At 37.7% G+C, this 22,312-nt stretch carries 17 protein-coding genes and 1 tRNA gene; 16 read left to right on the top strand and 2 right to left on the bottom strand.

Annotated elements, in window-relative coordinates; translation table 11 throughout:
• The first annotated feature begins 256 nt into the window (after positions 1–256).
• Positions 257–1,540 (top strand): N-acetylglucosamine MFS transporter NagP, encoded by a 1,284-nt coding sequence (gene nagP / locus C2M25_RS05580; protein WP_105180651.1) that lies wholly within the window; start codon positions 257–259, stop codon positions 1,538–1,540.
• A gap of 611 nt (positions 1,541–2,151) precedes the next feature.
• Here the strand turns inward: nagP and C2M25_RS05575 are convergent.
• Positions 2,152–2,227: transfer RNA gene (locus C2M25_RS05575), tRNA-His, on the bottom strand.
• Between the two features lie 279 nt (positions 2,228–2,506).
• Between C2M25_RS05575 and C2M25_RS05570 the strand changes: the two genes are divergently transcribed.
• The 10 genes from C2M25_RS05570 (at position 2,507) to C2M25_RS05525 (ending at position 14,187) form a co-directional block, all read left to right on the top strand.
• Complete coding sequence (locus C2M25_RS05570; protein ID WP_063701754.1) at positions 2,507–3,325, top strand: mechanosensitive ion channel family protein; 819 nt, start codon at positions 2,507–2,509, stop codon at positions 3,323–3,325.
• A gap of 36 nt (positions 3,326–3,361) precedes the next feature.
• Positions 3,362–4,141 (top strand): DUF481 domain-containing protein, encoded by a 780-nt coding sequence (locus C2M25_RS05565; RefSeq protein ID WP_105180650.1) that lies wholly within the window; start codon positions 3,362–3,364, stop codon positions 4,139–4,141.
• 126 nt (positions 4,142–4,267) lie between these two features.
• Positions 4,268–6,934: an SLBB domain-containing protein gene (locus tag C2M25_RS05560; RefSeq protein ID WP_105180649.1), complete on the top strand. Its 2,667-nt coding sequence runs from the start codon at positions 4,268–4,270 to the stop codon at positions 6,932–6,934.
• A 53-nt stretch (positions 6,935–6,987) separates the two neighbouring features.
• Positions 6,988–7,920: a Wzz/FepE/Etk N-terminal domain-containing protein gene (locus C2M25_RS05555; protein WP_234003539.1), complete on the top strand. Its 933-nt coding sequence runs from the start codon at positions 6,988–6,990 to the stop codon at positions 7,918–7,920.
• Entirely contained in the window at positions 7,917–9,230 is a 1,314-nt protein-coding gene (locus C2M25_RS05550) for an oligosaccharide flippase family protein (RefSeq protein WP_105180647.1), read from the top strand. The genes C2M25_RS05555 and C2M25_RS05550 overlap by 4 nt, the downstream gene beginning before the upstream one ends.
• Positions 9,230–10,075: a glycosyltransferase gene (locus C2M25_RS05545; RefSeq protein ID WP_105180646.1), complete on the top strand. Its 846-nt coding sequence runs from the start codon at positions 9,230–9,232 to the stop codon at positions 10,073–10,075. Before C2M25_RS05550 ends, C2M25_RS05545 begins: the two co-directional genes overlap by 1 nt.
• A gap of 3 nt (positions 10,076–10,078) precedes the next feature.
• Positions 10,079–10,912, top strand: a complete 834-nt coding sequence (locus C2M25_RS05540) for a glycosyltransferase family 2 protein (RefSeq protein ID WP_105180645.1) — start codon at positions 10,079–10,081, stop codon at positions 10,910–10,912.
• A gap of 166 nt (positions 10,913–11,078) precedes the next feature.
• Positions 11,079–12,149, top strand: coding sequence for a hypothetical protein (locus tag C2M25_RS05535; protein WP_158679682.1), 1,071 nt, complete (start codon positions 11,079–11,081; stop codon positions 12,147–12,149).
• A gap of 8 nt (positions 12,150–12,157) precedes the next feature.
• Entirely contained in the window at positions 12,158–13,378 is a 1,221-nt protein-coding gene (locus tag C2M25_RS05530) for a capsular polysaccharide export protein, LipB/KpsS family (protein WP_105180643.1), read from the top strand.
• Between the two features lie 2 nt (positions 13,379–13,380).
• The gene (locus C2M25_RS05525; RefSeq protein WP_105180642.1) at positions 13,381–14,187 is read left to right on the top strand and encodes a glycosyltransferase; all 807 of its coding nucleotides are present in this window, start codon (positions 13,381–13,383) and stop codon (positions 14,185–14,187) included.
• Between the two features lie 24 nt (positions 14,188–14,211).
• Here the strand turns inward: C2M25_RS05525 and C2M25_RS05520 are convergent, their stop codons facing one another.
• Entirely contained in the window at positions 14,212–15,438 is a 1,227-nt protein-coding gene (locus C2M25_RS05520) for an exopolysaccharide biosynthesis polyprenyl glycosylphosphotransferase (RefSeq protein ID WP_105180641.1), read from the bottom strand.
• Between the two features lie 412 nt (positions 15,439–15,850).
• On the opposite strand from C2M25_RS05520, the gene C2M25_RS05515 reads away from it, so the two are divergent.
• From C2M25_RS05515 to C2M25_RS05490, 5 genes are all read left to right on the top strand, one after another.
• A complete protein-coding gene (locus C2M25_RS05515; protein ID WP_105180704.1) occupies positions 15,851–17,017 on the top strand; it encodes a nucleotide sugar dehydrogenase in 1,167 nt (388 codons plus the stop codon).
• Between the two features lie 125 nt (positions 17,018–17,142).
• Positions 17,143–17,628 carry a transcription/translation regulatory transformer protein RfaH gene (rfaH, locus tag C2M25_RS05510; protein ID WP_105180703.1) on the top strand — a complete coding sequence of 162 codons (486 nt, stop codon included), beginning with the start codon at positions 17,143–17,145 and terminating at the stop codon, positions 17,626–17,628.
• A 661-nt stretch (positions 17,629–18,289) separates the two neighbouring features.
• Positions 18,290–19,408 carry a polysaccharide export protein gene (locus C2M25_RS05500; protein ID WP_105180639.1) on the top strand — a complete coding sequence of 373 codons (1,119 nt, stop codon included), beginning with the start codon at positions 18,290–18,292 and terminating at the stop codon, positions 19,406–19,408.
• A 12-nt stretch (positions 19,409–19,420) separates the two neighbouring features.
• Complete coding sequence (locus C2M25_RS05495) at positions 19,421–19,855, top strand: low molecular weight protein-tyrosine-phosphatase (protein WP_105180638.1); 435 nt, start codon at positions 19,421–19,423, stop codon at positions 19,853–19,855.
• A gap of 14 nt (positions 19,856–19,869) precedes the next feature.
• Positions 19,870–22,110: a polysaccharide biosynthesis tyrosine autokinase gene (locus tag C2M25_RS05490; protein ID WP_105180637.1), complete on the top strand. Its 2,241-nt coding sequence runs from the start codon at positions 19,870–19,872 to the stop codon at positions 22,108–22,110.
• Positions 22,111–22,312: the final 202 nt, after the last annotated feature.

Here is a 22,312-nt window from a genome sequence, read left to right as displayed (position 1 = left end):
CTCGCACCTCGTAGGCGTCACGCTTGCTTGGCGCGTTTTACATTCAACACCGTTCGTCTCAAAACTTACAGCTGAAAGCTGACGGCTAATCAAAATTCATCGCCCGAAATACATTTCACACCAACGGTATCTAAAAGAAATATGTCAGCGCTGTCATTTTTGTTGCGATAGTGTTATAAATATTTAATATCTCTTTTGTATAATCATCTGAATCAGCAGCGCTGTAGAGTCGAGCTGTGCTGTTATGGGAAATGTTATGTCTGAAATGAATAAACAAAGCAGTGTAGTGCCCATGGCGATTGTTGCCACGCTGTTTTTTATACTGGGTTTTGCTACGTGGTTGAATGGTTCACTGATGCCATTTTTACAGCAAATTTTGCAGCTTTCACCATTTCAGGCATCGCTGATCATTTTCTCGTTTTATATCGCCGTGACTTTTACGGCTCTCCCTTCGGCGATGATCATCAGAAAGGTAGGTTATAAAAACGGTATGGCGCTGGGCATGGCAACCATGATGGTGGCAGGTTTACTGTTTATCCCAGCGGCAAAAACACAACTGTTTGCACTGTTTTTATTCGCGCAGCTTGTTATGGGGGCTGGGCAAACATTATTGCAAACAGCGGTTAACCCATACGTAGTCAGAATCGGCCCTGAAGAATCAGCCGCGGCTCGCGTCAGTATTATGGGTATATTAAATAAAGGTGCGGGAGTTGTAGCACCAATCGTGTTTACTGCACTGATACTAAGCGATTTTGAAGGCTTTGTAGGTAAAGAACTTAGCCAAACAGACATTGACGCCATGGCCAATGGCTTAATTTTACCGTATTTAGGGATGGCTATTTTTATTGGTATACTCGGCTTTGCAGTTACCAAAATGCCATTGCCAGAGTTAATTGATGATGTAGATGAACAAAAGCCGGGGCAGGTAAAAGAAGCGCTGAGCCATCCGAGTCTTGCGCTAGGGATTGTGGCCCTTTTTGTTTATGTAGCCGTTGAAGTCATCGCAGGCGATACCATTGGTAGCTTTGCGTTGTCATTAGGTGTTGAAAAATATAGTGTTATGACGTCATACACCATGGGTTGTATGGTGCTAGGTTACTTTTTAGGGGTGTTACTTATCCCACGAGTGTTGTCACAACAAACCGCGTTAACTATTTCAGCGGTATTGGGCTGTGTGTTAACCCTAGCGATAGTCACTGGTAGTAATGAAACTGTATTTATATCAACATTATTTGGCCTAAAATCGGTACTGCCTGATACCTTATTGCTCATTGCTGTGCTAGGCTTTGCTAATGCGATTGTTTGGCCTGCAGTTTGGCCGCTCGCATTATCTGGTTTAGGCAAGCTAACTAGTGTAGGCTCTGGTCTACTTATTATGGGTATAGCCGGTGGCGCATTCGGTCCATTATTTTGGGGCCTAGCAAGTGGCGGTGTGAAAAGCGCTGAAGCACAACAAATGGCTTATATTGTAATGTTGCCTTGTTATTTATTCATACTTTTCTATGCTGTTAAAGGCCACAAGATGAAAAGTTGGAAGTAATTATGAGTTTGAGGTTAGGTGTGAAGCACATCGCCTTAAACTTCGAAAAGCATTTCTAGTAAATAGAAATAATCCCGTGTGTAATGCCACCGAAAGGTGGCATTTTTTTGTCTGGGTTTTGAAAATAGGGGCTAGGAGCTAGGAGCTAGGAGCTAGGAGCTAGGAGCTAGGAGCTAGGAGCTAGGAGCTAGGAGCTAGGAGCTAGGTTTTCGCGCGAAATAAATTTCACGCCTACGATATTTCGCATCTCTCATCTTGTGGGAACGGCTTTAGCCGTGAATTATCCTAAAGACTTCGGCAATAAAGTACATCCTACATGAATCACCTACTGACTTCGGCACTAAAGTACCTCCTACATCGTAGGCGTCACGCTTGCTTGGCGCGTCATATATTCAATACCCAAACAGCAAAACAATACGGTTCCAGCAAACAAAATAATTAAGCTTACAGCTTATGGCTTAAGACTATTACCCACAAACAACACAGTTCGGCTCAAAATTGACAGCTGAAAGCTGACGGCTTTTTGAATTGAAAACAGGTTTTAAAGATAAATCTTGGAATTTAAAATAGAAAAATTAAGGAAAATATAGAGATTTACTAAGGGGGAAGAGTGGGGCGACTGATGGGGCTTGAACCCACGACAACCGGAATCACAATCCGGGGCTCTACCAACTGAGCTACAGCCGCCACTGAGATACACCTCGTTTGGTGTGGCGCGCATATTACATAATTAAACTAAGCTTGTGAACCCCTAAATTGAAAAAAGTAGAAAAAACTTACTTACCTCAGAAAATTCAGAAATGCCTTCATGGTCAGCTCGCGTTCAGTTTCGCAGATTAGACTTGCGGTTTTTGTAATTGAGCAAATACTCATTTCGTAGTTTTGCGCGTAATTTAATGATTTTTTAACCAAAGATCATATATAATTTGTACAGCGTTATGCTAAAAATGAACTTCAGGAGAGAACATGGATACAATAATGAACTGGATCAACGAGAATTCAGGTTTAATCATACATTACGCCGTTCAGGCGGTTCTAGCGCTAATCATTTTCTTTATCGGTAGTCGCATCGCGAAGTTCTGCGAAGGGATGACTGAAAAAGCATTTGATAAAAAGAAAGTCGATAAAGCTGTAGGTTCATTCGTTGCTAGCATTGTTTATGCAATTGTATTTGCTGCAACAATCTTAATGGCTCTATCTCAATTAGGTATTGAGACAACCTCATTCATTGCTATTTTAGGTGCGGCTGGTTTAGCAGTAGGTTTAGCACTACAAGGTTCACTGTCTAACTTTGCTTCAGGTGTTTTAATCATCTTACTTCGCCCTTTCAAATCAGGTGACTATGTAGAAGCAGGTGGTAAAGCGGGTACAGTTAAGAAAATCGAAATCTTCTCTACTGAATTACGTACACCAGATAACAAAGTAATTATCATGCCTAACTCATCAATCATGGGCAGCCCAATTACAAACTTCTCTCGTGAATCAACTCGTCGTATCGATTTAGTTATCGGTGTTGGTTACGATGCAGACCTTAAAGAAGCAAAAGCTGTTCTTAAGTCTGTATTAGACAAAGAGTCTCGTTTATTAAAAGACCCTGCATACACAGTCGCTGTATCTGAACTTGCAGATTCAAGCGTAAACTTTGTAGTTCGCCCATGGGTTAACTCAGCTGATTACTGGCCAACGTATTTCGACCTAATGGAAAACATTAAGATCGCATTAGACGATGCCAACATCACTATCCCATTCCCGCAAATGGATGTTCATTTGCACAAAGAAGACTAATAAGTCTAACTTACAAGTAGTAAAGGTTATTTTTTAATGAAATTAAAAGCTTTATCAATTCTAGTTGCAGCAAGCGCTGCAACTAGCGCATTCGCAGCAGATGAAACCAAAACTTGGGATGTAACCAGTGAATTAGGTGCTATCGTAACGAGCGGTAACACTGAAACAACAACACTAAAAGGTGGTGTTAAGGTTTTACATAACCTAGAAAACTGGAATAACGAGTACAAGTTAGACGGTCTTTATAAAGAAGATGAGATCGAAAACGACCAAGGCGTTAAAGAAACTCAACGTACTAACGAAAAGTACTCAATCTCTGCACAAGGTAACTACAAGTTAAACGAAAAGCACTCACACTTATTCATCTACGGCTCGCACGTATCTGATTACTTTGGTGCATACCGTAACGAATCAGTTATCTCAGCGGGTTATGGTTTACGTGTAATCGACCGTTCTGATATGTGGTTAAACGCTGAAATCGGTCCGGGTTATAAGTACTTTCAATACCCAGACGACAGCACTGAAGTTGATGAAAACGGCAATTCACGCGCAGGTGAGCGCGAAGGTGAAGTTATCGCGTTAGGTAAAGTTGATTACAACTGGCAAATTTCAGACAGTGCACGTTTTACTCAGTTAGTATCCGTTGAATACGGTGATACCAATACTAAAACACGTTCAGAGTCTGCAATCCTTGCTAAAATCAACGGCTCACTACAAATGAAAGTGGCTTACAACATCACCCACAACTCAGATGTTGCGGATGATAAAGAAAACACAGATACAGAAACGTCACTAACGCTGGTTTACAGTTTTTAACTAAATAAATCGTTTTGTTGACATTTTAATGACAAAAAGGGACGAAAGTCCCTTTTTTATTTCCTTGAGTTTCAGGTAGAATACACAATCTTTTTGACTGTAGAACTATGGATATACCTACTTGTGATGTTATTTAAAAGATTATTCCTTACTTTTTTGTTTCTAACCACTTCATCGGTACTTGCATTTACTCCTTCTGCAGCTCAAATAGAGCAATTCAAAAAGCTTCCAAAGGCTCAACAAGAAGCACTTGCAAGGCAATATGGTGTTGATCTATCAACTATCACTGGCAAAGCAACCAGTGAAGAATCACTTGAAGTTGAATCTACAATCCAACCGCGACTCGAGAAAGAGGAAGAGCAACTAACAGATGAAGAGCGTTTCGCCCCGAAAGAAAGTGAAGTAGAGCCTTTCGGTTATGATATCTTCGCCGGTGAGCCTACTTCATTTATGCCTACCGAGAATGCAGCTGTTCCTGATACCTATTTAATAGGTCGTGGTGATGAGTTAAATATTAACTTTTACGGTAAAGAAAGTGAAAGTTATGATTTAATTGTAGATCGTGAAGGCCGCATTAATATACCGAACTTGAGCCCTGTGCAGGTAGCTGGTTTAACTTTTATGGAAGTCAAAGAGCTTATTAAAGCTAAAGTTGAGCAAGAAGTTATCGGTGTTAAAGCGTTTGTGTCTGTTGGTAGGCTACGTAGTATTCGTATCTTGGTTTTGGGTGAAGCGTATAAGCCAGGCAGCTATAGTGTTTCTTCTCTTGCGACAGTTTCACATGCACTTTTCGTAAGTGGTGGGGTATCAGATATTGCCTCTTTACGAAATATTCAAATAAAACGCGCTGGTAAAGTTGTCGCAAATTTTGACTTGTACGATCTACTAATCAATGGTGATAGCAGCAACGATATCATCTTAAAGCCGGGTGATGTTGTGTTTATCCCATCAGTGGGTTCTCAAGTCGCTGTTGAAGGCTTAGTGAAACGTCCTGCTATTTTTGAGCTAAAAAAAGGTGAAACAGCCGCACAGTTATTAAAAATGGCGGGTGGTTTAAAACCGCAAGCTTATGCTAAAAAAGCAATTGTTGAACGCTTCAATAACAATAATATGAAAGAAGTGTTATCAGTGGACTTTAGTGGTAATCAAATTAATTATATTCCTCGAGATGGCGACCGTATTCGTTTTAATCCTGTAAGCTTCCAGTATCAAAACAGTATTAGCTTAATTGGTGCTGTAGCTCGTCCTGGCCATTATCAGTGGTTTGAGGGGAAGCATATTTCTGACGTTTTAACTTCAGTGCGTGGTGATTTACTGCCTCAAGCTGACTTGGGTTATGGCTTACTTGTGCGAGAAATTAACATCGCGGGCGATATTGAAGTGTTTCAATTTGATATTGCACAAGCCATTGTTAAAACCGCTGAACATGATTTAGAGCTTAAAGCTAACGACAAGCTATTTGTGTTTAGTCGTTACCAGGAAAAGCAGGCAGAAGAGTCTGCACTTGCTAATATGGCTTTAACTGTTGAGCAGCAACAACAGCAGATTAAAGTTAAGCAATGGCATGAGTATCAAAGAAAAGAGTTTGAAAGGTACGTAGGTGTTTTAAAACCAGAAGATCCATTCAAAGAAGAAGAGAAAGAGCTTAGCATTGCTGAGATTTCAAAAAGAAAAGCAAAAGAAGAAGAGCAAGAATTAAAGCCTGAAGATTACGCTGCATTTAGCCGATACACTTTGTTAAAGCCTATTATTGCTAAATTAAAGCAACAAGCTTCTGTGCAAAAGGCAATGCAACTAGTTGAAATCAATGGTCATGTCACATATCCCGGTATTTATCCATTAACTGTAGGTAGTGAAGTCAATGAGCTTATTGCGGCAGCTGGAGGCTTATTAGAGTCTGCTTACACTGAGCAAGCTGAAATAACTCGTGTTGTTGCAGGTGAAGGCTCTAAAGTTGAGCATATTAAGTTTAACTTAGCTCAGGCTATGGTTGGTGAAATTGCGGAAAACAAAGCTCTGAGAAGCAAGGATAGCATTAATATTTTCTCAATTCCTAATTGGCAAGAAAATGTAAAGGTTGAGCTCAAAGGTGAAGTTAAATTCCCTGGTATTTATACCATTCGTCGTGGAGAAACATTAACTAATTTATTAGAACGAGCTGGTGGCTTCTCTGAATTTGCAGAACCAGATGCTGCCATTTTTACACGTGAGTCGATTCGTCAACAAGAGCAAAAGCAATTAGCTAAGCTCGCGGAAGATTTACGAAGAGATATTGCAACGAAAAGCTTCGAAAAATCAGTTAGTAGCACGCGACTTTCTTATGATGAAATGAATAAGCTATTACTTGATTTGGCAAATGTTGAAGCTGTAGGCCGTTTAGTCATTGACTTACCTCTCATTGCAGAGAATAAACAAAATCTAGTGTTACAAAATGGTGATACGCTTTATGTTCCGAGTCTACGAGACTCAATCAGTGTAATTGGTGAAGTCAATTACACCACGTCGCATTTATATAAGCCTGGAGTGAGTGTCGATCAATATATTGACCTAAGTGGTGGTCTAAAAGAGCGTGCGGACGAAGACAGAATTTACATCATTAAAGCAAATGGTTCTGTAACCATACCAAATGCGGGTACTTGGTTCGCGGTGAATGACTCTAAGCTATTAGAGGCTGGCGATACGATAGTTGTACCTATGAACTCTGACTACATGGATAACCTAACTCTGTGGAGCACAGCAACGCAGATTGTTTATCAGTTAGGTGTAGCGTTAGCTGCAATTAGTAGTATTTAGCAATAAGATCAATAACAGCCAAGTTTAGGTGTAAATTCCAAATGAAAGAGAATATGTCTGAATTAGAACAGTTCTTTGAAAGAGAAGAAGTAGACTTTAGAGAGTTATGTAGTTATGTCTGGAGTAAGAAGCTTTGGATAATTTTGGTTGCAGGCTTGTTTGCTGTCATCTCTGTAATAATTGCAATTTCATTACCAAACAAATATACCTCTGAAGCGCTTGTCGTACCTGCAGAGAATAAAGCGGAAGGTGGTGTTTCTGCACTAGCAAGCCAGTTTGGTGGGCTTGCTAGCTTAGCTGGAATTAACGTAGGAAGCAGCTCGTCAACTTCATCAGATTTAGCGTTTGAAATTATTCAATCAAGAAAGTTTATTGGTGAGTTCATTACCAAGCGGGACATACTTGTTGAGTTAATGGCTGTCGATAAATGGGAGCAAAGCTCAAATACATTAGTTTTAGATCCCGATCTTTATGATGTTGATAAACGCGAGTGGGTAAGAAAGGTTAAATTTCCTAAGAAGCCAAAACCATCGATTCAAGAAGCAACCAAAGCATTTAAGAAAGCGTTTGATATTAAAAAAGATGATGATACCGGTTTGATTACTATTAGTATCGAACACCTGTCACCAGTTGTAGCAAAGAAATGGGTCGATTATCTTGTTGAGGATATAAACAGCGAGATGAAAGAGCGTGATGTTAGTGAAGCTGGTAAAAGCATGCAATTTCTGACTCAGCAAATTGAGAAAACATCAGTTGCAGAAATTAAGTCTGTTTTATTTGATTTAATCGAAGAACAAACAAAAACGATCATGTTTTCTGAAATTAGAGATGAGTATGTCTTTAAAACTGTTGATCCGGCAATTGTTCCAGAAGAAAAAAGCCAACCAAGAAGAGCACTTATATGTATAGCGCTAACATTTTTAGGCTTAACTGGCGCTATTCTATTTTTCATAGTAAGGTACTTTTTTAAAAGTAACTCAAAATGATCATTAACAAAGGATTATACTCAGCTGTAGCTCGTAGTATGGCTGGCCGTTATTCGGTTTATCTTTGCAACTTAGTATCATTAATGATCCTTGCGAGGATGTTTTCACCTAATGTTTATGGTGTTATTGCTTCTGTATTCGTAGTCTACATCTTCTTCAAATTGTTCTCTGAGGCAGGGCTTGGACCAGCCGTTATTAATCTTGATAGCTTCGATAGCAAAGAGCGTGATGGAGTATTCTCAGTTACGCTTTTATTAGGAGTAGTATTAGGCACAGCATTCTTAGCTATGTCTGATGTAATTGTGGCTTTTTATAACGAAGATGCTATTGGTAAAGTGATTCCTTACTTGGCTGTAGCAATATTTTTATTTTCAGCTTCAATACTACCAAATGCATTATTACTCAGACAGCAGTCTCATTTTAGAATAGCTAATGCCGGTGTTGCCGCCGAAGTTTTATCAACTATAACGACAGTAATACTATTTTCATATACATCAGAGATAAGCGCATTAGCATCTAAATATGCAGTGAGTTCATTAGTTAACTTTATTTGTCTATATTACTTTTCAGCTCAAAATGAATTTGGTCGCCCAAGGGTTGGCAGCAAGCTTTCAGCTATTAAGCCTTTATTTGGCTTTTCACTGTATCAATTTAGCTTTAACTTCATAAACTTCTTTTCTAGGAATCTTGATAGCTTACTAATTGGTAAATATTTGGGGCCTTTTTACTTAGGTATTTATGATAAATCTTATCAATTGATGCGATACCCTTTAATGCTTCTGACGTTTTCTATGGCTCCTGCGATTCAGCCATACTTACGAAAGCACAAAGCAGACATAGCAAAGGTCGAGTCAATTCATCGAGATTTTACATTCAAGTTGTCACTTTTAGGGGTTTTGGTTTCGGTTGGAATTTTTACCTTTTCAGATTTAATCGTGACGATCTTGCTTGGTGATGATTGGCAAAGTGTAAGTCCGATTCTTGCTATACTGGCTATTTCAATTCCTGCGCAAGTGGTTTCATCAACAAGTGGGGGCTTTTTTCAAGCCTTAAATAGAGTAAAGCTATTGTTTGTAAGTGGCTTACTCTCTTCTTTCACCATGATTTCAGCGATAGTTTACGGGGTATATCTACAAAGTCTTAACGCAATTTGTGAAATGCTAGTTATTGCTATTTATATAAACTTTTTTCAAGTTTATATAATTTTATACCTTTGTGTTTTTAAGGAGTCCCTTGGTAAATTTTTCTTCAAAATGCTACCAATGTTAGTTTCATCAGCTGTGATGTTTTATATATATAAGGTGCTTTAGTGGATTACGACTTTGCTATTTTAATTCTTTATTATAAAAAAGATATCTATGAATCTAAGACCTTGAATAGTTTGTTGGCTAGTTTAAAACCTGAAACAAACTGCCAAATTGTGCTTTGGAATAATGGGCCTAAAAAGTTCTCAGAGCAAGCGACTCATTCTGTTGATGAAGAGCCTTTCGATATAAAAATTGTTGAAACGCTAAATAATATAAAATTATCAAGTGTTTATAATCAGTTTAGTTCAATGGTTAGAGCAAATGTTTTTGTCTTCTTGGATGATGATTCAGTTGTAGGCGAAAACTACCTTGAGTCACTATTCAAAACAGACAGCTCTAGTATCGGTGTTCCTTTTATCAAGTCTTACAATAAAATCGAAGCTCCAAAGGTAAATGGCAAAGTTATTGGTGAAGATTATAAGGTACTTAAAGATGGTGATTTTATATTAAGTATCGGTAGTGGGCTTGCCGTTGGATGCAAAAAGCTAGAAGCAATAAAAAGTAAATTTGGTGATATTTTCGATGAAAAATTTTATCTATATGGAATTGATACAACATTTTTCTATCGAATTAAACAGCTAAATTTTAACAAAGATATCCAGCTATTAAGTTATATAGAGCACTCGTTATCTAGATTAGAGACTGAGGAGAAAGCGGTAACAGACTTCAGAAAAAAAGAACGTTGTTATGATGTAGGGCTTCAATGGCGATACTATTTCCCGTTAGCTAAATCTTTATATTACATATTTAGACTTGCCTACCAAACGATTTCGTCAAAAGATGTGCAAAAACTAAAATATACATCTCTTGCGTTTTTTACCGGCAAACATTACAGAGAAAGAGCCTAGCAAATGCAAAATAAACCATTAATAAGCGTGATTGTACCTACTCTAAATAGAAGTGGGATGCTAGGCAATGCAATAAAATCTGTAGAAGAGCAAAGCTATAGTAATGTTGAGCTGATAATCGTTGATGACTGTTCAGATTCAAAAGTTGTGGTTGATAAAAGTGAGTACTCATTACCAATTACTTTAATCCACAATAGCAAGAGGATGGGAGGGGGAGCTTCACGTAACATTGGTGTTAAAGCTTCAAAAGGTCAGTTTGTCTGCTTCCTTGATGACGATGATACATATAGTAAGGATAAGATAAAACAGCTGCTTTGTTATTTTGATAAATACCCTGAAATGCATGCGATCTTCGGTAAAGTGCTTGGCAGTACAGAGCGAAAATCACTACAGCATGAAAAAAAGGTTACAGATTTTTTTTCGATAGGTGGGCTACATACTAATGGCTCTCTGATCAGAAGAAGTGTTTTTAATACTTTAGAATTTTATGAAAAGTTACCTAAGTTTCAAGATACTCAGCTTCACCTAGAGCTAATAAAAAAATTTAAAGTACTCTTCATTGATGAGCAAGTTGCTATTTGGAACAAAGACCATGGTCAAGGTCAAATTACAGATTTGAAAACAGCTGAGCAGCATTTACGTGCTTATAAGGCCTTTTGTTTGTTCAATAGTTACATAAAAGATAAATATACCCTTACACCTAAACAAAGCTGGTATATGCTTAAAAATAGGATATCCCTCTACAGTAAATGTAGAAGTATTGCTCCAGTTGACGACTTAAACACATTCGAGTTGCTTTTATTTAAAGCTGTTAGTTCTTATGTACTCAAAAAGTAAGCATTTTTTTGTTCTGGGGAGTGTACTTTACTTAGTTGCTCTTTTTTTCTCTCCAGTACAGACATCATTGTTTATATCGTTTTTTTCGATATTTTTCTTAAATAGAAGAAACTATATTTTTATAGCGTTTGTTTTTTCGCTATTTTTCCTCTTTTACGGAATGGCAATGGATCCCGTTTCATACATCGGGGATTACTCTAGGTATTACTTAACTTTTTATCAGCCAGATATAAATATCTTAGTGTTAGGCAAGCTTTATCGTTATCTAATATTTCAGTTTATTTCTTTTTTTGGATTTGAACCTCAGCTCTATACAGGGATCACGCTGTTCATCAACTTCTTTACTATCTTATTTGTGAGTTTAAGGTTTGTTGATATCTTTTCAAAAAGAAGAAAAGTTGATTTTATATTAGCTTTTATTTTGGTTGTGCTTTTATATCCAAGTACTGCAATTGGCAATTATGAGTCAATGTTTTCATTTACTCTTGTATATCTAGCACTGTACTTGTTTTGTGTAGATAAAAAGAAGCGCTCGTTGTTAATCTTAGTACTGGCCCCACTGGTTCATCCTGCAGCGATTTTGTATTCAGCGATGATGCTCCCTGCACTACTTTTCAGTCGTTTTTACAAATATAAAACCTTACTCTCAATTTCTGCATTTTCAGTTATTGTTATGTTTACTTTATTGCCATTAAGTTTTATTGGCTCCTTTATTGTCCACATTCAAAATAAGCTAGTATTTTTCTTAACAGGTCCGTGGAGCCAATATGTTGAACGAAGGGATTTTGAATTTTTTATTATAGCTTTTTTGAAGTTTTCTATTTTAATATTCTGTATGATTAGAATAAAAAAATGCTTTTATAACTTAGATAGTGAAAGAATATTCTCCAATCAAAAATTGTTATTAGTAATTGGTCGGCTGTATAATACCGCTTTTTATATCATGCCAATTGCTTTTTTGGCAGTTTTCTCAAGAACACTTAATGAAAGGTATATATACTTTGGCTTATTTTTCTTCTTGCCAATAGTGCTTTTAGGTATCCAAAGCTACAGAAATAAAGTTAATAGGCTATTTATTTACCTTTCGTTATTTTTAATTTTTGCCTTACCACAAAACATAATTGTATTTGGTGTATTGTCTTCAAAGTCACTTACGCCTGAAACATTATCCTTGAATGTGGTTGAGTTGCTCCACAAAGAGTATGAGAAAGCCCCTCCAGCAGTAGGGCGTTTATAGAGTTTTTTATGATAGCTATTTATGTAGATAATTATGAGCGAGCAACTTTCTTCTTGAGGTTAGCGCAAGCAAGCCAGGAGGAGAGTTACTTCTTCACAACTAAACATTCAGTATATAACTTTCTCAGTAAGCATTGTCAGTTTGTATTTTTAATTAGTAAAGAAAGTGATGTAACTGAAACCGAAAGCTTATCTAATACACAAGAGCTTACTTATGTTCACCGTGGAACTCAGTCACAGGAGCATGCTAAATTCATCTACCGCAATGTTTTGCAATACCTTAAAAAGCTTAGCCTTCCGATTAAACAGTTTCGATTAGCGCTAGTCTTTAATGGTAATTCTGCTTCACAGAAAGCATTTGTGAAGTTTTTTGCGGATCATGGTATTGGCTCAATGTTCTCTGAGATTAGTAATTTACCCAACAAAGTTTTATTTGATGCGCAAGGTGTAAATGCTAAATCGATACTATATAAATCACCGAGTATTTTAGAAAAACTCCCAAGTGTAGAAGATGATATTCACTCAAAATGGATTCATGAATACGAAGAATACAAACAATCGCCAATTCCACAGGGTAAGCTTAAAGGTGTATTTATAAAGGCTTATATTGGAGATTACTTTTATTCTTTACTTGGTAAGGGGCTCAGAGAAGAGAATCTTATAAATCCATTTATTAAGATTATGACAACCTTGAGCTTATCTAAATCAAAGAAAAGTTTAAGCTTATCAACAGATAGCTATGATCTAAGTACTGATTATGTGTTTTTCCCAACCCAGGTTCGCTTTGATTCACAGCTTATCCTTAATAGCGATGTAAATAATGAACAAGCGATAAGGAAAGCCGCTGAGATCGCCATTGAAAGAAACTGCCAACTTTATGTTAAAGTGCACCCAGCAGAAACTGATGTTGAAATGCTTAAAAGGTATCAAGTACTTCGTGATGAGTTAAACTTTAAACTAGTTGATGCCAACACAACAGAGTTAATAAAGAAGGCAAATAAAATTGTAACTATTAACTCTACAGTCGGTTTAGAAGCGCTAATATACAATAAACCATTAACTGTGTTGGGTCGTGCTATCTATACAAACTTTAATTATGAACTAATGAAAAAATATATTCATAGTTACTTAGTCAACTGTGACTACTTCTCAGAGCAACCGATTTCATCGAGTGAGTTCAATAAAATTACTAACCTGCTTGAAGTTTCAAATTTAGTAGAAAAGGGTTGAAGATGAATTTTTCTGTATTAATGTCTGTCTACCATAGAGAAACGCCAGCTTATTTAGATGCATGTTTAGCAAGCTTATTTAAACAAACTCATAAGGCAACAGAAGTTGTTCTGGTTATTGATGGGCCAATAAGTAGGGAGCTACATGAGGTAATTGATCAGTGGCAACCTCCTCTTAATATAGTCAAAGTTCAGCTAGAAAAGAATGTTGGTTTAGGTTTAGCACTTAAACATGGCCTGAAACATTGTAATTATGATCTGGTCGCAAGAATGGATTCTGATGATATATGTTTTCCTGAACGCTTTGCTAGGCAGCTTGAGGTTTTCGCTTCAGATCCTGAGTTATCTATCTGCGGTTCAAATATCGACGAAATTGACTCAGAAACTGAAGAGCTTATTTCTGTTAGAAAAGTACCAGAGTATCACCCAAAAATCTTGTCATCTTCAATCGGCAAAAACCCTTTTAACCATGTATCTATTATGTTTAAAAAGTCTGCTGTGGTTAATTCTGGTAGCTACCAAGATATGCCATTGATGGAAGATTGGTACTTATGGTTAAGAATGCTTGAGAAAGGTTTTAAAGGCTATAATATTCAACAGCCTCTTGTTGCAGCGCGTACAGGTAAAGCTATGATTTCTAGAAGGAATGGTTTTAAGTACGTGACATATGAAGCAAATTTAACGAAAGTTAAAACTAAGCTTTTTCCTCAATACAAAGCAAAAGCTTGGTACTACTTCTTAATTAGATCATTCCCAAGGCTTTTACCAAGCCGCGCCTTATTTATTTTATATAAATTAAATAGACGCTAAAACTTTTCAGGAGAGCAAAGTAACTTACTTTGCTCCAAACCCAGTCAGCATAGTTCTTAATGTTTTAAACACAATGTTTATGTCCAGCCAAAGTGATAAATGCTTTATATAATAAAGATCATAAGCTAGCTTCTCTTTTGTCGAGTCTTCATCATCAGCATAACCATGGATTGTCTGCGCCCATCCAGTGATACCTGGCTTTACCATATGACGATAGCCGTAGAATGGAATATCATTCTCAAATAATTTAACAAAAGACTCTTGCTCTGGCCTTGGGCCAATTAACGCCATCTCGCCTTTTAAAACATTAAAAAACTGTGGTAATTCATCAATACGAAACTTTCGAATGAACTTGCCAACTCTTGTGATCCTAGCTTGTTCTTCAGTTGCAAATTTGTCACTGTTTGATTCATCTTTTACAGTCATGCTTCTGAACTTATAAATTTTGAAGACTTTACCTGACTGTCCAACCCGTTCTTGAGTAAATAAAGCAGGTCCTGGGCTCTCTAAACGGATCAATATTGCCGTGATTATCATAATTAAAAGTGATGCAGGTAACGTCAGTAATATAATAAGTGACTCCCAAACCCTTTTAAAACGTTGATAGAGTGGATTAGGTTGAAGTGTACCGATTGAATTCTCTGACAGGTGCTTTATTTGTACCTTGCCACTTATCATCTCTTTTATACTTTCAGCATGAAAAACGGGAATAGAGTGAAGGCTACAGTCAGCAATAAATTTTTCTTGGTAAGCTGAAAGCCCCTTATGTAAGTCTACTACAAGCCCATGTTTGATATCTGCTTCTTTATATGGCTCGCTTAAAGCTATTACATTAAGGTTTTTGTGTGCTGTTAATTCTGAGTAGTCAAAATTATCAATTAAATGCAAAGTTAACTTTTTCTGATCTGTTCTTAATATAGCTGTGGCGAATAACCAGCTAAAACTAGACACCGCACCTATAAAAGTAATAACAACAGAATAATCAATCCTAAAAAGCGCAATAATCAAAAGTGCAATACTATACACTGCAACTATAATAGGAATAATGTAGTACTTTCTCTCGACTAATAAGAATCGAGCAATTAGCGGTAATGTAAATGCTGTGACCAAGTAGCATAGACTAATTAGAATTGCAGAGTTTTTTACAGAATCTTGCCCGTGCTGACCAAAAGAAAAAACAGCAACAATGAGTGCTACAAAGCATAAACCTAGGAAGTGACAGATGAAGGAGTTAGATAAAATTTTACGCACGCTACTTTCTTTTTAGTTTGAAGGATTAATGAACAGACTTTTAATTCAGACAGTAATTGTACTTTAAATCACTACATATCATCAATAACTTGCTTCATTTTAAATTTTTCTTAAGTGATTTTTAATAAAACAATATGTGATTAATAGTTGTACTGCAATTTAAATATGTACCTTGGTTACAAAGTAAATCAAACTCTCGTTATTTGATTACATCTTTAATTGTTTGTTAACATTTGTGGTGATTTACTTGTTATAGGGTTAACTTTATGTATATTGAAATTGTGATTGATACTAGTTTTTCTCACATGGAAAATAATATGGGAGATAAATCTAAAATACGCTATTATGCATTTTGCATACTATGAGTTATCTTTTAGTATCTGAGTTTAGTTTAAAAAAAGTGGATGAGTTTATGAAAATTGCTATAGCTGGAACCGGTTATGTTGGTTTATCTAATGCTATGTTGTTAGCCCAGCGAAATATAGTAGTAGCTCTAGATATTGTTGAAGAAAAAGTTGCATTGCTGAATGCTGGGAAGTCACCAATTTCAGATGCAGAAATCGAAGATTTTCTTGTTAACAAGGAGCTAAACTTTACTGCAACTTCAGATAAGCAATTGGCCTATCAAAATGCCGATTTTATAATCATTGCAACACCTACCGATTATGACCCAGAGACTAACTACTTTAATACAAGGTCAGTTGAAGCTGTTATAGCGGATGTACTAGCAATAAACCCAAAAGCTGTAATGGTTATCAAATCAACGGTACCAGTTGGTTTTACCGAAAGCATTAAACAAAAGTTTAAAACAGAGAATATTATTTTCTCACCTGAGTTTTTAAGAGAAGGTAAAGCGCTGTACGACAATTTGCACCCATCGCGTATTATCGTTGGTGAACGTTCAGAGCGTGCTGAAGTATTTGCAAACTTACTAGCTCAAGGAGCTATAAAAGAAAGGATTGAAGTTTTATTTACTGATTCGACCGAAGCAGAAGCCATTAAATTATTTTCAAATACTTACCTTGCTATGCGCGTTGCTTACTTTAATGAACTTGACAGCTACGCAGAAAGTCATGGTTTAAATTCTAAACAAATAATCGAAGGCGTGAGTTTAGATCCGCGTATTGGTGGTCATTATAATAATCCTTCTTTTGGTTATGGTGGCTATTGCTTGCCTAAAGATACCAAGCAGTTATTAGCAAATTACAAGGACGTGCCAAACAACATGATACGCGCAATTGTTGATGCAAATTCAACTCGTAAAGACTTTATTGCAGATTCAATCCTTGCCAGAAAACCGAAAGTTTTAGGTATTCATCGCCTTATTATGAAAGCTGGGTCGGATAACTTTAGAGCATCAGCAATTCAAGGCATTATGAAGCGAGTTAAGGCTAAGGGTGTTGAAGTAATAGTTTATGAACCTGAATTACATGAAACAACGTTCTTTAACTCTAGAGTGACCCATGACTTAGCTGAGTTAAAGTCATCTGCAGATGTAATCATTGCCAACAGAATGGTAACTGAGCTCGATGATGTTGCAGAAAAAGTATACACCAGAGACCTGTTTGGTAGTGACTAGTTCTCACTAGGGGTAATAACAACTTTGTAATAGACACGCCTATATTCTCTGCGTATAATCGCTGGCTCATAAAAACCAATCCTTTAGGGTTGGTTTTAAGGAAAATGAGTATTTTAGGTGTGGCTATGGAAAGTTGGTACTTACTTTTTTGTAAATCAAAACAAGAGCTAAGAGCTCAAGCTAACCTTCAAAACCAGGGTTTTGAAGTGTTCTTTCCCGAACATAAAATTGAGCGAATCGTAAAGGGTCGCCGATCAATTCGTACATCTCCTCTTTTTCCTAGTTATTTATTCATAAAGCTAGACTCTCAAAACTGTAACTTTTCTGCGGTAAAAAATACTCGTGGTGTAAGTGGCTTTGTTGCTTATGGTCATAGATTTCAAATTGTACCAGAGCAGTTAATTACACAGCTTAAATCTATGAGTGTTTTATGCGAGGTAACATCAACGTTACCTAAAGCAGGTGACGTTGTTTATTTAAACACAGAGTCATTTAAAAATGTTCAAGCAATTTACCAAGAGCCAGACGGCGACATGCGTAGCATTCTATTAGTTAACTTGTTGAATAAGCAAATCGCCGTAAGTGTAGAGAATAAAGAAATCAGTTTATAAGTCGTGATTCAGCACAGCAAAAACGTAGGAACGGCTTTAGCCGTGAATAGGGTTAAAATGATTGGCGTTAAAACGCCTCCTACAGTGTAAGCATTAAGCTTTAACACGTAAAAAATAATAATAAAATCAGTACGTAGGAACTGCAACCTAGGGGCGGAAGCGTGCCCAAAGGGCTAGACAAGCAAAGAATTTTGCTTTTAAGATGTTACGAGAAGCGAGAAGCGAGAAGCGAGAAGCGAGAAGCGAGAAGCGAGAAGCGAGAAGCCCGTAGGAACAGCTTTAGCCGTGAATGTTTGAAAATGTTCGGCGTTAAAACGCCTCCTGCGAAGTTGGCCTCTGTATTCATAACGCGATACCGCTTGCAAACACGCACAAGCAACGATTTACAATCTTGAAGAACCTAGAACCTAGAACCTAGAACCTAGAACCTAGAACCTAGAACCTAGAACCTAGAACCTAGAACCTAGAACCTAGAACCTAGAACCTAGAACCTAGAAGTATTCATTAACTATTTTGCAAAAACCTGTCACAAGTGAGCGTTTACTAAACACTCAGTCTTGCGTACCTTGTAATGCCATGCTTTAATTAGGCAGCGTAAAAATAAACAGTTGTGGTTTTATTTTAACTGGACGTTTTAAGAATAATTATTTGGGAAATAACAATGGCGCTAAGCTGTAAAACAATTGTAACGTCATTTGCGTTACTAGCAATGACTGGCTGTACAATCATCCCCGGTAGCCATTTTGAAGGAATCGAATCGGGCGAACAAATAGATAACCTTGAGAAGGAGCTCGATAAAGTAAATATTCAAATCATCGACTCTTCTCTAATCAACCAACAAAAGCAAAGTAAAACGAAACCATCGTTACCATCAAGCCTTGATGGCATCGACACCTCTGATTATCAATACAAATTAGGTGTTGGCGATGTAATCACAATCGGCGTATGGGATCATCCTGAATTAACCATACCTGCTGCAGTACAACGTACCGCTGAGTTCGACGGCTTCCGTGTTCAAGCCGACGGCACAATTACCTTTGCCTACGCTCCAGATATTCAAGCAGCGGGTAAAACAGTACAACAAGTTCATAAAGAGCTTGTTAAGCGCTTAAGCCGCGTGATCGAAGATCCACAAGTAGACATTAAAATTGTTGGCTTTAGAAGCCAAAAAGCCTATGTAACTGGTGAGGTGAACAAACCAGGTGTGCTCCCTGTAACTGAAGTGCCTCTAACTTTAATTGATGCACTAAACCAAGCCGGTGGTTTAACAGATTCAGCTGATTGGCGCACAGTTACATTTACGCGTGGAGATAAAACAGAAGTTATTAAACTTGACGACTTTTATGCACATGGCGATATCTCACAAAACCGCCTGTTAAAACATGGCGATATTGTGCATGTTAATCGTAACGATATGCAAAAAGTGTTTGTGCTAGGTGATGTAAAGCGCGCCGGTACAGTGGGCGTTAATCGTTATGGTTTAAATTTAGCACAAGCTTTAAGTGACGCGGGTGGTTTAAACGAAAATACAGCTGACGCAAATGGTGTATTTGTATTACGTAAACGCAGCTTAGAAACTGATGGCATTATTGCTGATGTATACCAACTGCACGCAAAAAATGTTGCAGCATTGGTATTAGCTGAGCAGTTTGAGTTACAGCCTCACGATATTGTATACGTAACGTCAGCACCATTAGCACGTTGGAACCGCGTAATTAGCTTGTTATTACCATCAGTTAGTTCAGTTAATGCAATTGATGATGTAACAGGGTCAAACTAGGGGTTAAGTTGTATGTTTGATTCTGTATTGGTTGTATGTGCCGGCAACATTTGCCGAAGCCCAACCGCCGAATATGTATTAAAAAGTAAATTAAAAGACAAAAATGTAAGTGTGTCTTCAGCGGGTTTAACGGCCCTTGAAGGCAAGCACGCAGATGCACAAGCGCAGCAAATTGCAACGCAACATGGTATTGATATGAGCGAGCATCAGGGAAGGCAAATAACCTCAGCCCTTGTTGCACAGCACAGTGTTATTTTAGTGATGGAACAACGTCATATAAACGACTTATGTTCCCGCTACCCGCAAGCGCGTGGTAAAACATTTTTGCTAGGTAAATGGGTTGGTGATAAAGAAATACCTGACCCATACCGTCAAAGCCAAGAGGCTTTTGAGCACGTTTACGCATTAATCGATAGCGCTTGTAGCGCTTGGCAAAAGTATTTATAAGGAAAGGGTAGTAGATGAATGCTCAGCCCACTGCATTAGCAGCAAGTAAAAATCAAAATAGAAGTCAAGAATCGCAATCGCAAGAAATAGATCTACTCGCATTACTAGGCGCGTTACTCGACCGTAAATGGTTTATCGTATTAGTAACCGCTGTATTTGCCATTATTGGTGTAGCCGTTGCGGTATTAAGCACACCAATATATAAAGCAACAGCACTTGTACAAGTTGAAGAGAGCAGCCCGTCGGTACCTGGTCTTGATGATATGGCAGGTATGTTTGAAAGCAGCAGCGAAGCCGTAACCGAAATAGAACTGTTAAAATCACGTTCGGTAATTGGCGAAGCGGTCGATACTTTAAAGCTTGATATCATTGCAGAGCCTAAATTATTTCCAATTATTGGTGGTAAGCTATTTCGCAGCTTTGTTGCAAAATCAGAAGGCGACATTGCCGAACCTTTCTTAGGCCTTAGCAGTTATGCGTGGGGCGGTGAGAGTATCAATGTATTTAGATTTAATATACCTAAAGCGTTTGAAGGCGAAGAATTTGTATTAGTTATTGGTGAAAATAAAACTTACGAGCTGTTTAACCCTGACGGTGAGTCTGTTTTAAAAGGTGTGGCAGGTAAAGAGCAAATTGCAGGTTATTACGAGTTAACTGTACGTGATCTAACAGCTCGTCCGGGTACTGAATTTATACTAATTAAAAGAAATCGCTATAGAACTATTGTTGAGTTACAGCAAGAGATCGGTGCGAGTGAAAAAGGTAAAGACTCTGGCATTATAGCAATGGGCTATGAGCATAAAAGTGCTGAGCACGCAGAAAAAGTGCTTGATAAAGTAGCTGAAATTTATGTGCGCCGTAATGTAGAACGTAATAGTGCAGAAGCTAAAAAATCATTAGACTTTTTAGAAGTACAATTACCCGAAGTAAAAAGGCAACTTGAAGAGTCGGAACAACGTTTTAACGATTATCAAAAGCAACGTAACTCGGTAAATATTAGCCTTGAAACCCAAGGTGTGCTTGAGCAAATTGTTGAACTAGACACAACTTTGCAAGAGCTAGAGCTTAAGCGTTTAGAGTTAAGCCGTAAATTTAAGCGTGAGCACCCTGCCTACCAAGGTGTGTTACAGCAAATTAAAGCGGTCGAAGCAGAAAAAGAACAGCTAACGTCTAAAGTAGGTAACCTACCAGAAACACAGCAAGAGCTATTGCGCTTAACCCGCGATGTAGAAGTAGGCAACGAAATTTACATGCTTTTACTTAGTAAAACACAAGAGCTTGATATTGTACGCGCTGGTACTGTAGGTAATGTAAGGGTGGTCGATGCAGCAGCGGTAGATACCACAGAACCAGTTAAGCCTAAAAAAGCCCTTATTGCTGTTGTAGCAACAATGTTAGGTGGTTTTATAGCGGTAGCTATTGTGTTAATTCAAAAAGCAATGCACCGCGGTGTTGAAGACCCAACCGAGATCGAAAGCATTGGCTTACCTGTCTATGCATCGGTACCGTATTCAGACTTTCAAGATAAGCTCACTGGCTTTAACCGTGCCCGTAAAGTTAAAGATAAACCTAAGTCTATACTAGCGGTAGATAACCCTGCAGATTTATCAGTAGAAGCGCTACGCAGCCTGCGCACCAGCTTACACTTTGCAATGATGGAAGCTAAAAACAATATTATTGCAATATCTGGCCCAAGCCCTGGCGTGGGTAAATCATTTATCTCTGTAAACTTAGCAACAGTACTTGCACAAAGCGGTAAAAAGGTACTGATTATCGATGCAGATATGCGTAAAGGTTACTTGCAAACTCAGTTCGGTATGAAATGGGACGATGGTTTAAGTGATTTATTATCGGGCCGCTTAAACCTTGAAGAAGTGACTAAAAAGTCACAAGTTGAAGGGTTAGATGTAATCACCCGAGGTCAAATACCACCAAACCCATCTGAGCTATTAATGCATAGTAACTTTAGCAAAATGGTTGAAGAGGTAAGTGGCAAGTACGACATTATTATTGTTGATACGCCACCTATTTTAGCGGTAACCGACCCCGCAATTGTGAGTGCCCATGCAGGTAGTACATTACTAGTAACACGCTTTGGCCAAAACCATTTACGTGAAATTGAACTTACTCGTAACCGCTTTGAACAAAACGGTATAGACGTAAAAGGTGTTGTATTTAATGGTGTAGTTCGTAAAGCAAGCAATGCATACGGCTATTACGGCTATTACAACTACGAATATAAATCTGATAAGTAATTAAAGATGTTCTAGGTTCTGCTTGACTAAATTGTCACCACGAAAAGCGTGTTGAAGAACCTAGAATAGTGTTAAATAAAAATTTTAAAAAATCTCGGTGATTGAAGTCTAATTGATCTGACCCCGATAAAGTAGACACGGGGTTTAATTAAATTGTTCGTACTGCATGGGACTTTTATACCCTAGGGTGCCATGCCTTCTT

The sequence above is a fragment of the Pseudoalteromonas sp. T1lg21 genome (assembly GCF_002964625.1).
Taxonomy (GTDB): domain Bacteria; phylum Pseudomonadota; class Gammaproteobacteria; order Enterobacterales; family Alteromonadaceae; genus Pseudoalteromonas; species Pseudoalteromonas gelatinilytica.
This window is presented reverse-complemented; position numbering and strand designations above follow the sequence as displayed.

Excerpts from the sequence above, each read along its gene's own strand:
- C2M25_RS05495 (WP_105180638.1), top strand. The coding sequence starts at position 19,421 with ATGTTTGATTCTGTATTGGTTGTATGTGCCGGCAACATTTGCCGAAGC.
- nagP (WP_105180651.1), top strand. The coding sequence starts at position 257 with ATGTCTGAAATGAATAAACAAAGCAGTGTAGTGCCCATGGCGATTGTT.
- C2M25_RS05560 (WP_105180649.1), top strand. The coding sequence starts at position 4,268 with ATGTTATTTAAAAGATTATTCCTTACTTTTTTGTTTCTAACCACTTCA.
- C2M25_RS05530 (WP_105180643.1), top strand. The coding sequence starts at position 12,158 with ATGATAGCTATTTATGTAGATAATTATGAGCGAGCAACTTTCTTCTTG.
- C2M25_RS05490 (WP_105180637.1), top strand. The coding sequence starts at position 19,870 with ATGAATGCTCAGCCCACTGCATTAGCAGCAAGTAAAAATCAAAATAGA.
- C2M25_RS05540 (WP_105180645.1), top strand. The coding sequence starts at position 10,079 with ATGCAAAATAAACCATTAATAAGCGTGATTGTACCTACTCTAAATAGA.
- C2M25_RS05565 (WP_105180650.1), top strand. The coding sequence starts at position 3,362 with ATGAAATTAAAAGCTTTATCAATTCTAGTTGCAGCAAGCGCTGCAACT.
- C2M25_RS05500 (WP_105180639.1), top strand. The coding sequence starts at position 18,290 with ATGGCGCTAAGCTGTAAAACAATTGTAACGTCATTTGCGTTACTAGCA.
- C2M25_RS05535 (WP_158679682.1), top strand. The coding sequence starts at position 11,079 with ATGGATCCCGTTTCATACATCGGGGATTACTCTAGGTATTACTTAACT.
- C2M25_RS05570 (WP_063701754.1), top strand. The coding sequence starts at position 2,507 with ATGGATACAATAATGAACTGGATCAACGAGAATTCAGGTTTAATCATA.
- C2M25_RS05550 (WP_105180647.1), top strand. The coding sequence starts at position 7,917 with ATGATCATTAACAAAGGATTATACTCAGCTGTAGCTCGTAGTATGGCT.
- C2M25_RS05525 (WP_105180642.1), top strand. The coding sequence starts at position 13,381 with ATGAATTTTTCTGTATTAATGTCTGTCTACCATAGAGAAACGCCAGCT.
- C2M25_RS05555 (WP_234003539.1), top strand. The coding sequence starts at position 6,988 with ATGTCTGAATTAGAACAGTTCTTTGAAAGAGAAGAAGTAGACTTTAGA.
- C2M25_RS05515 (WP_105180704.1), top strand. The coding sequence starts at position 15,851 with ATGAAAATTGCTATAGCTGGAACCGGTTATGTTGGTTTATCTAATGCT.
- rfaH (WP_105180703.1), top strand. The coding sequence starts at position 17,143 with ATGGAAAGTTGGTACTTACTTTTTTGTAAATCAAAACAAGAGCTAAGA.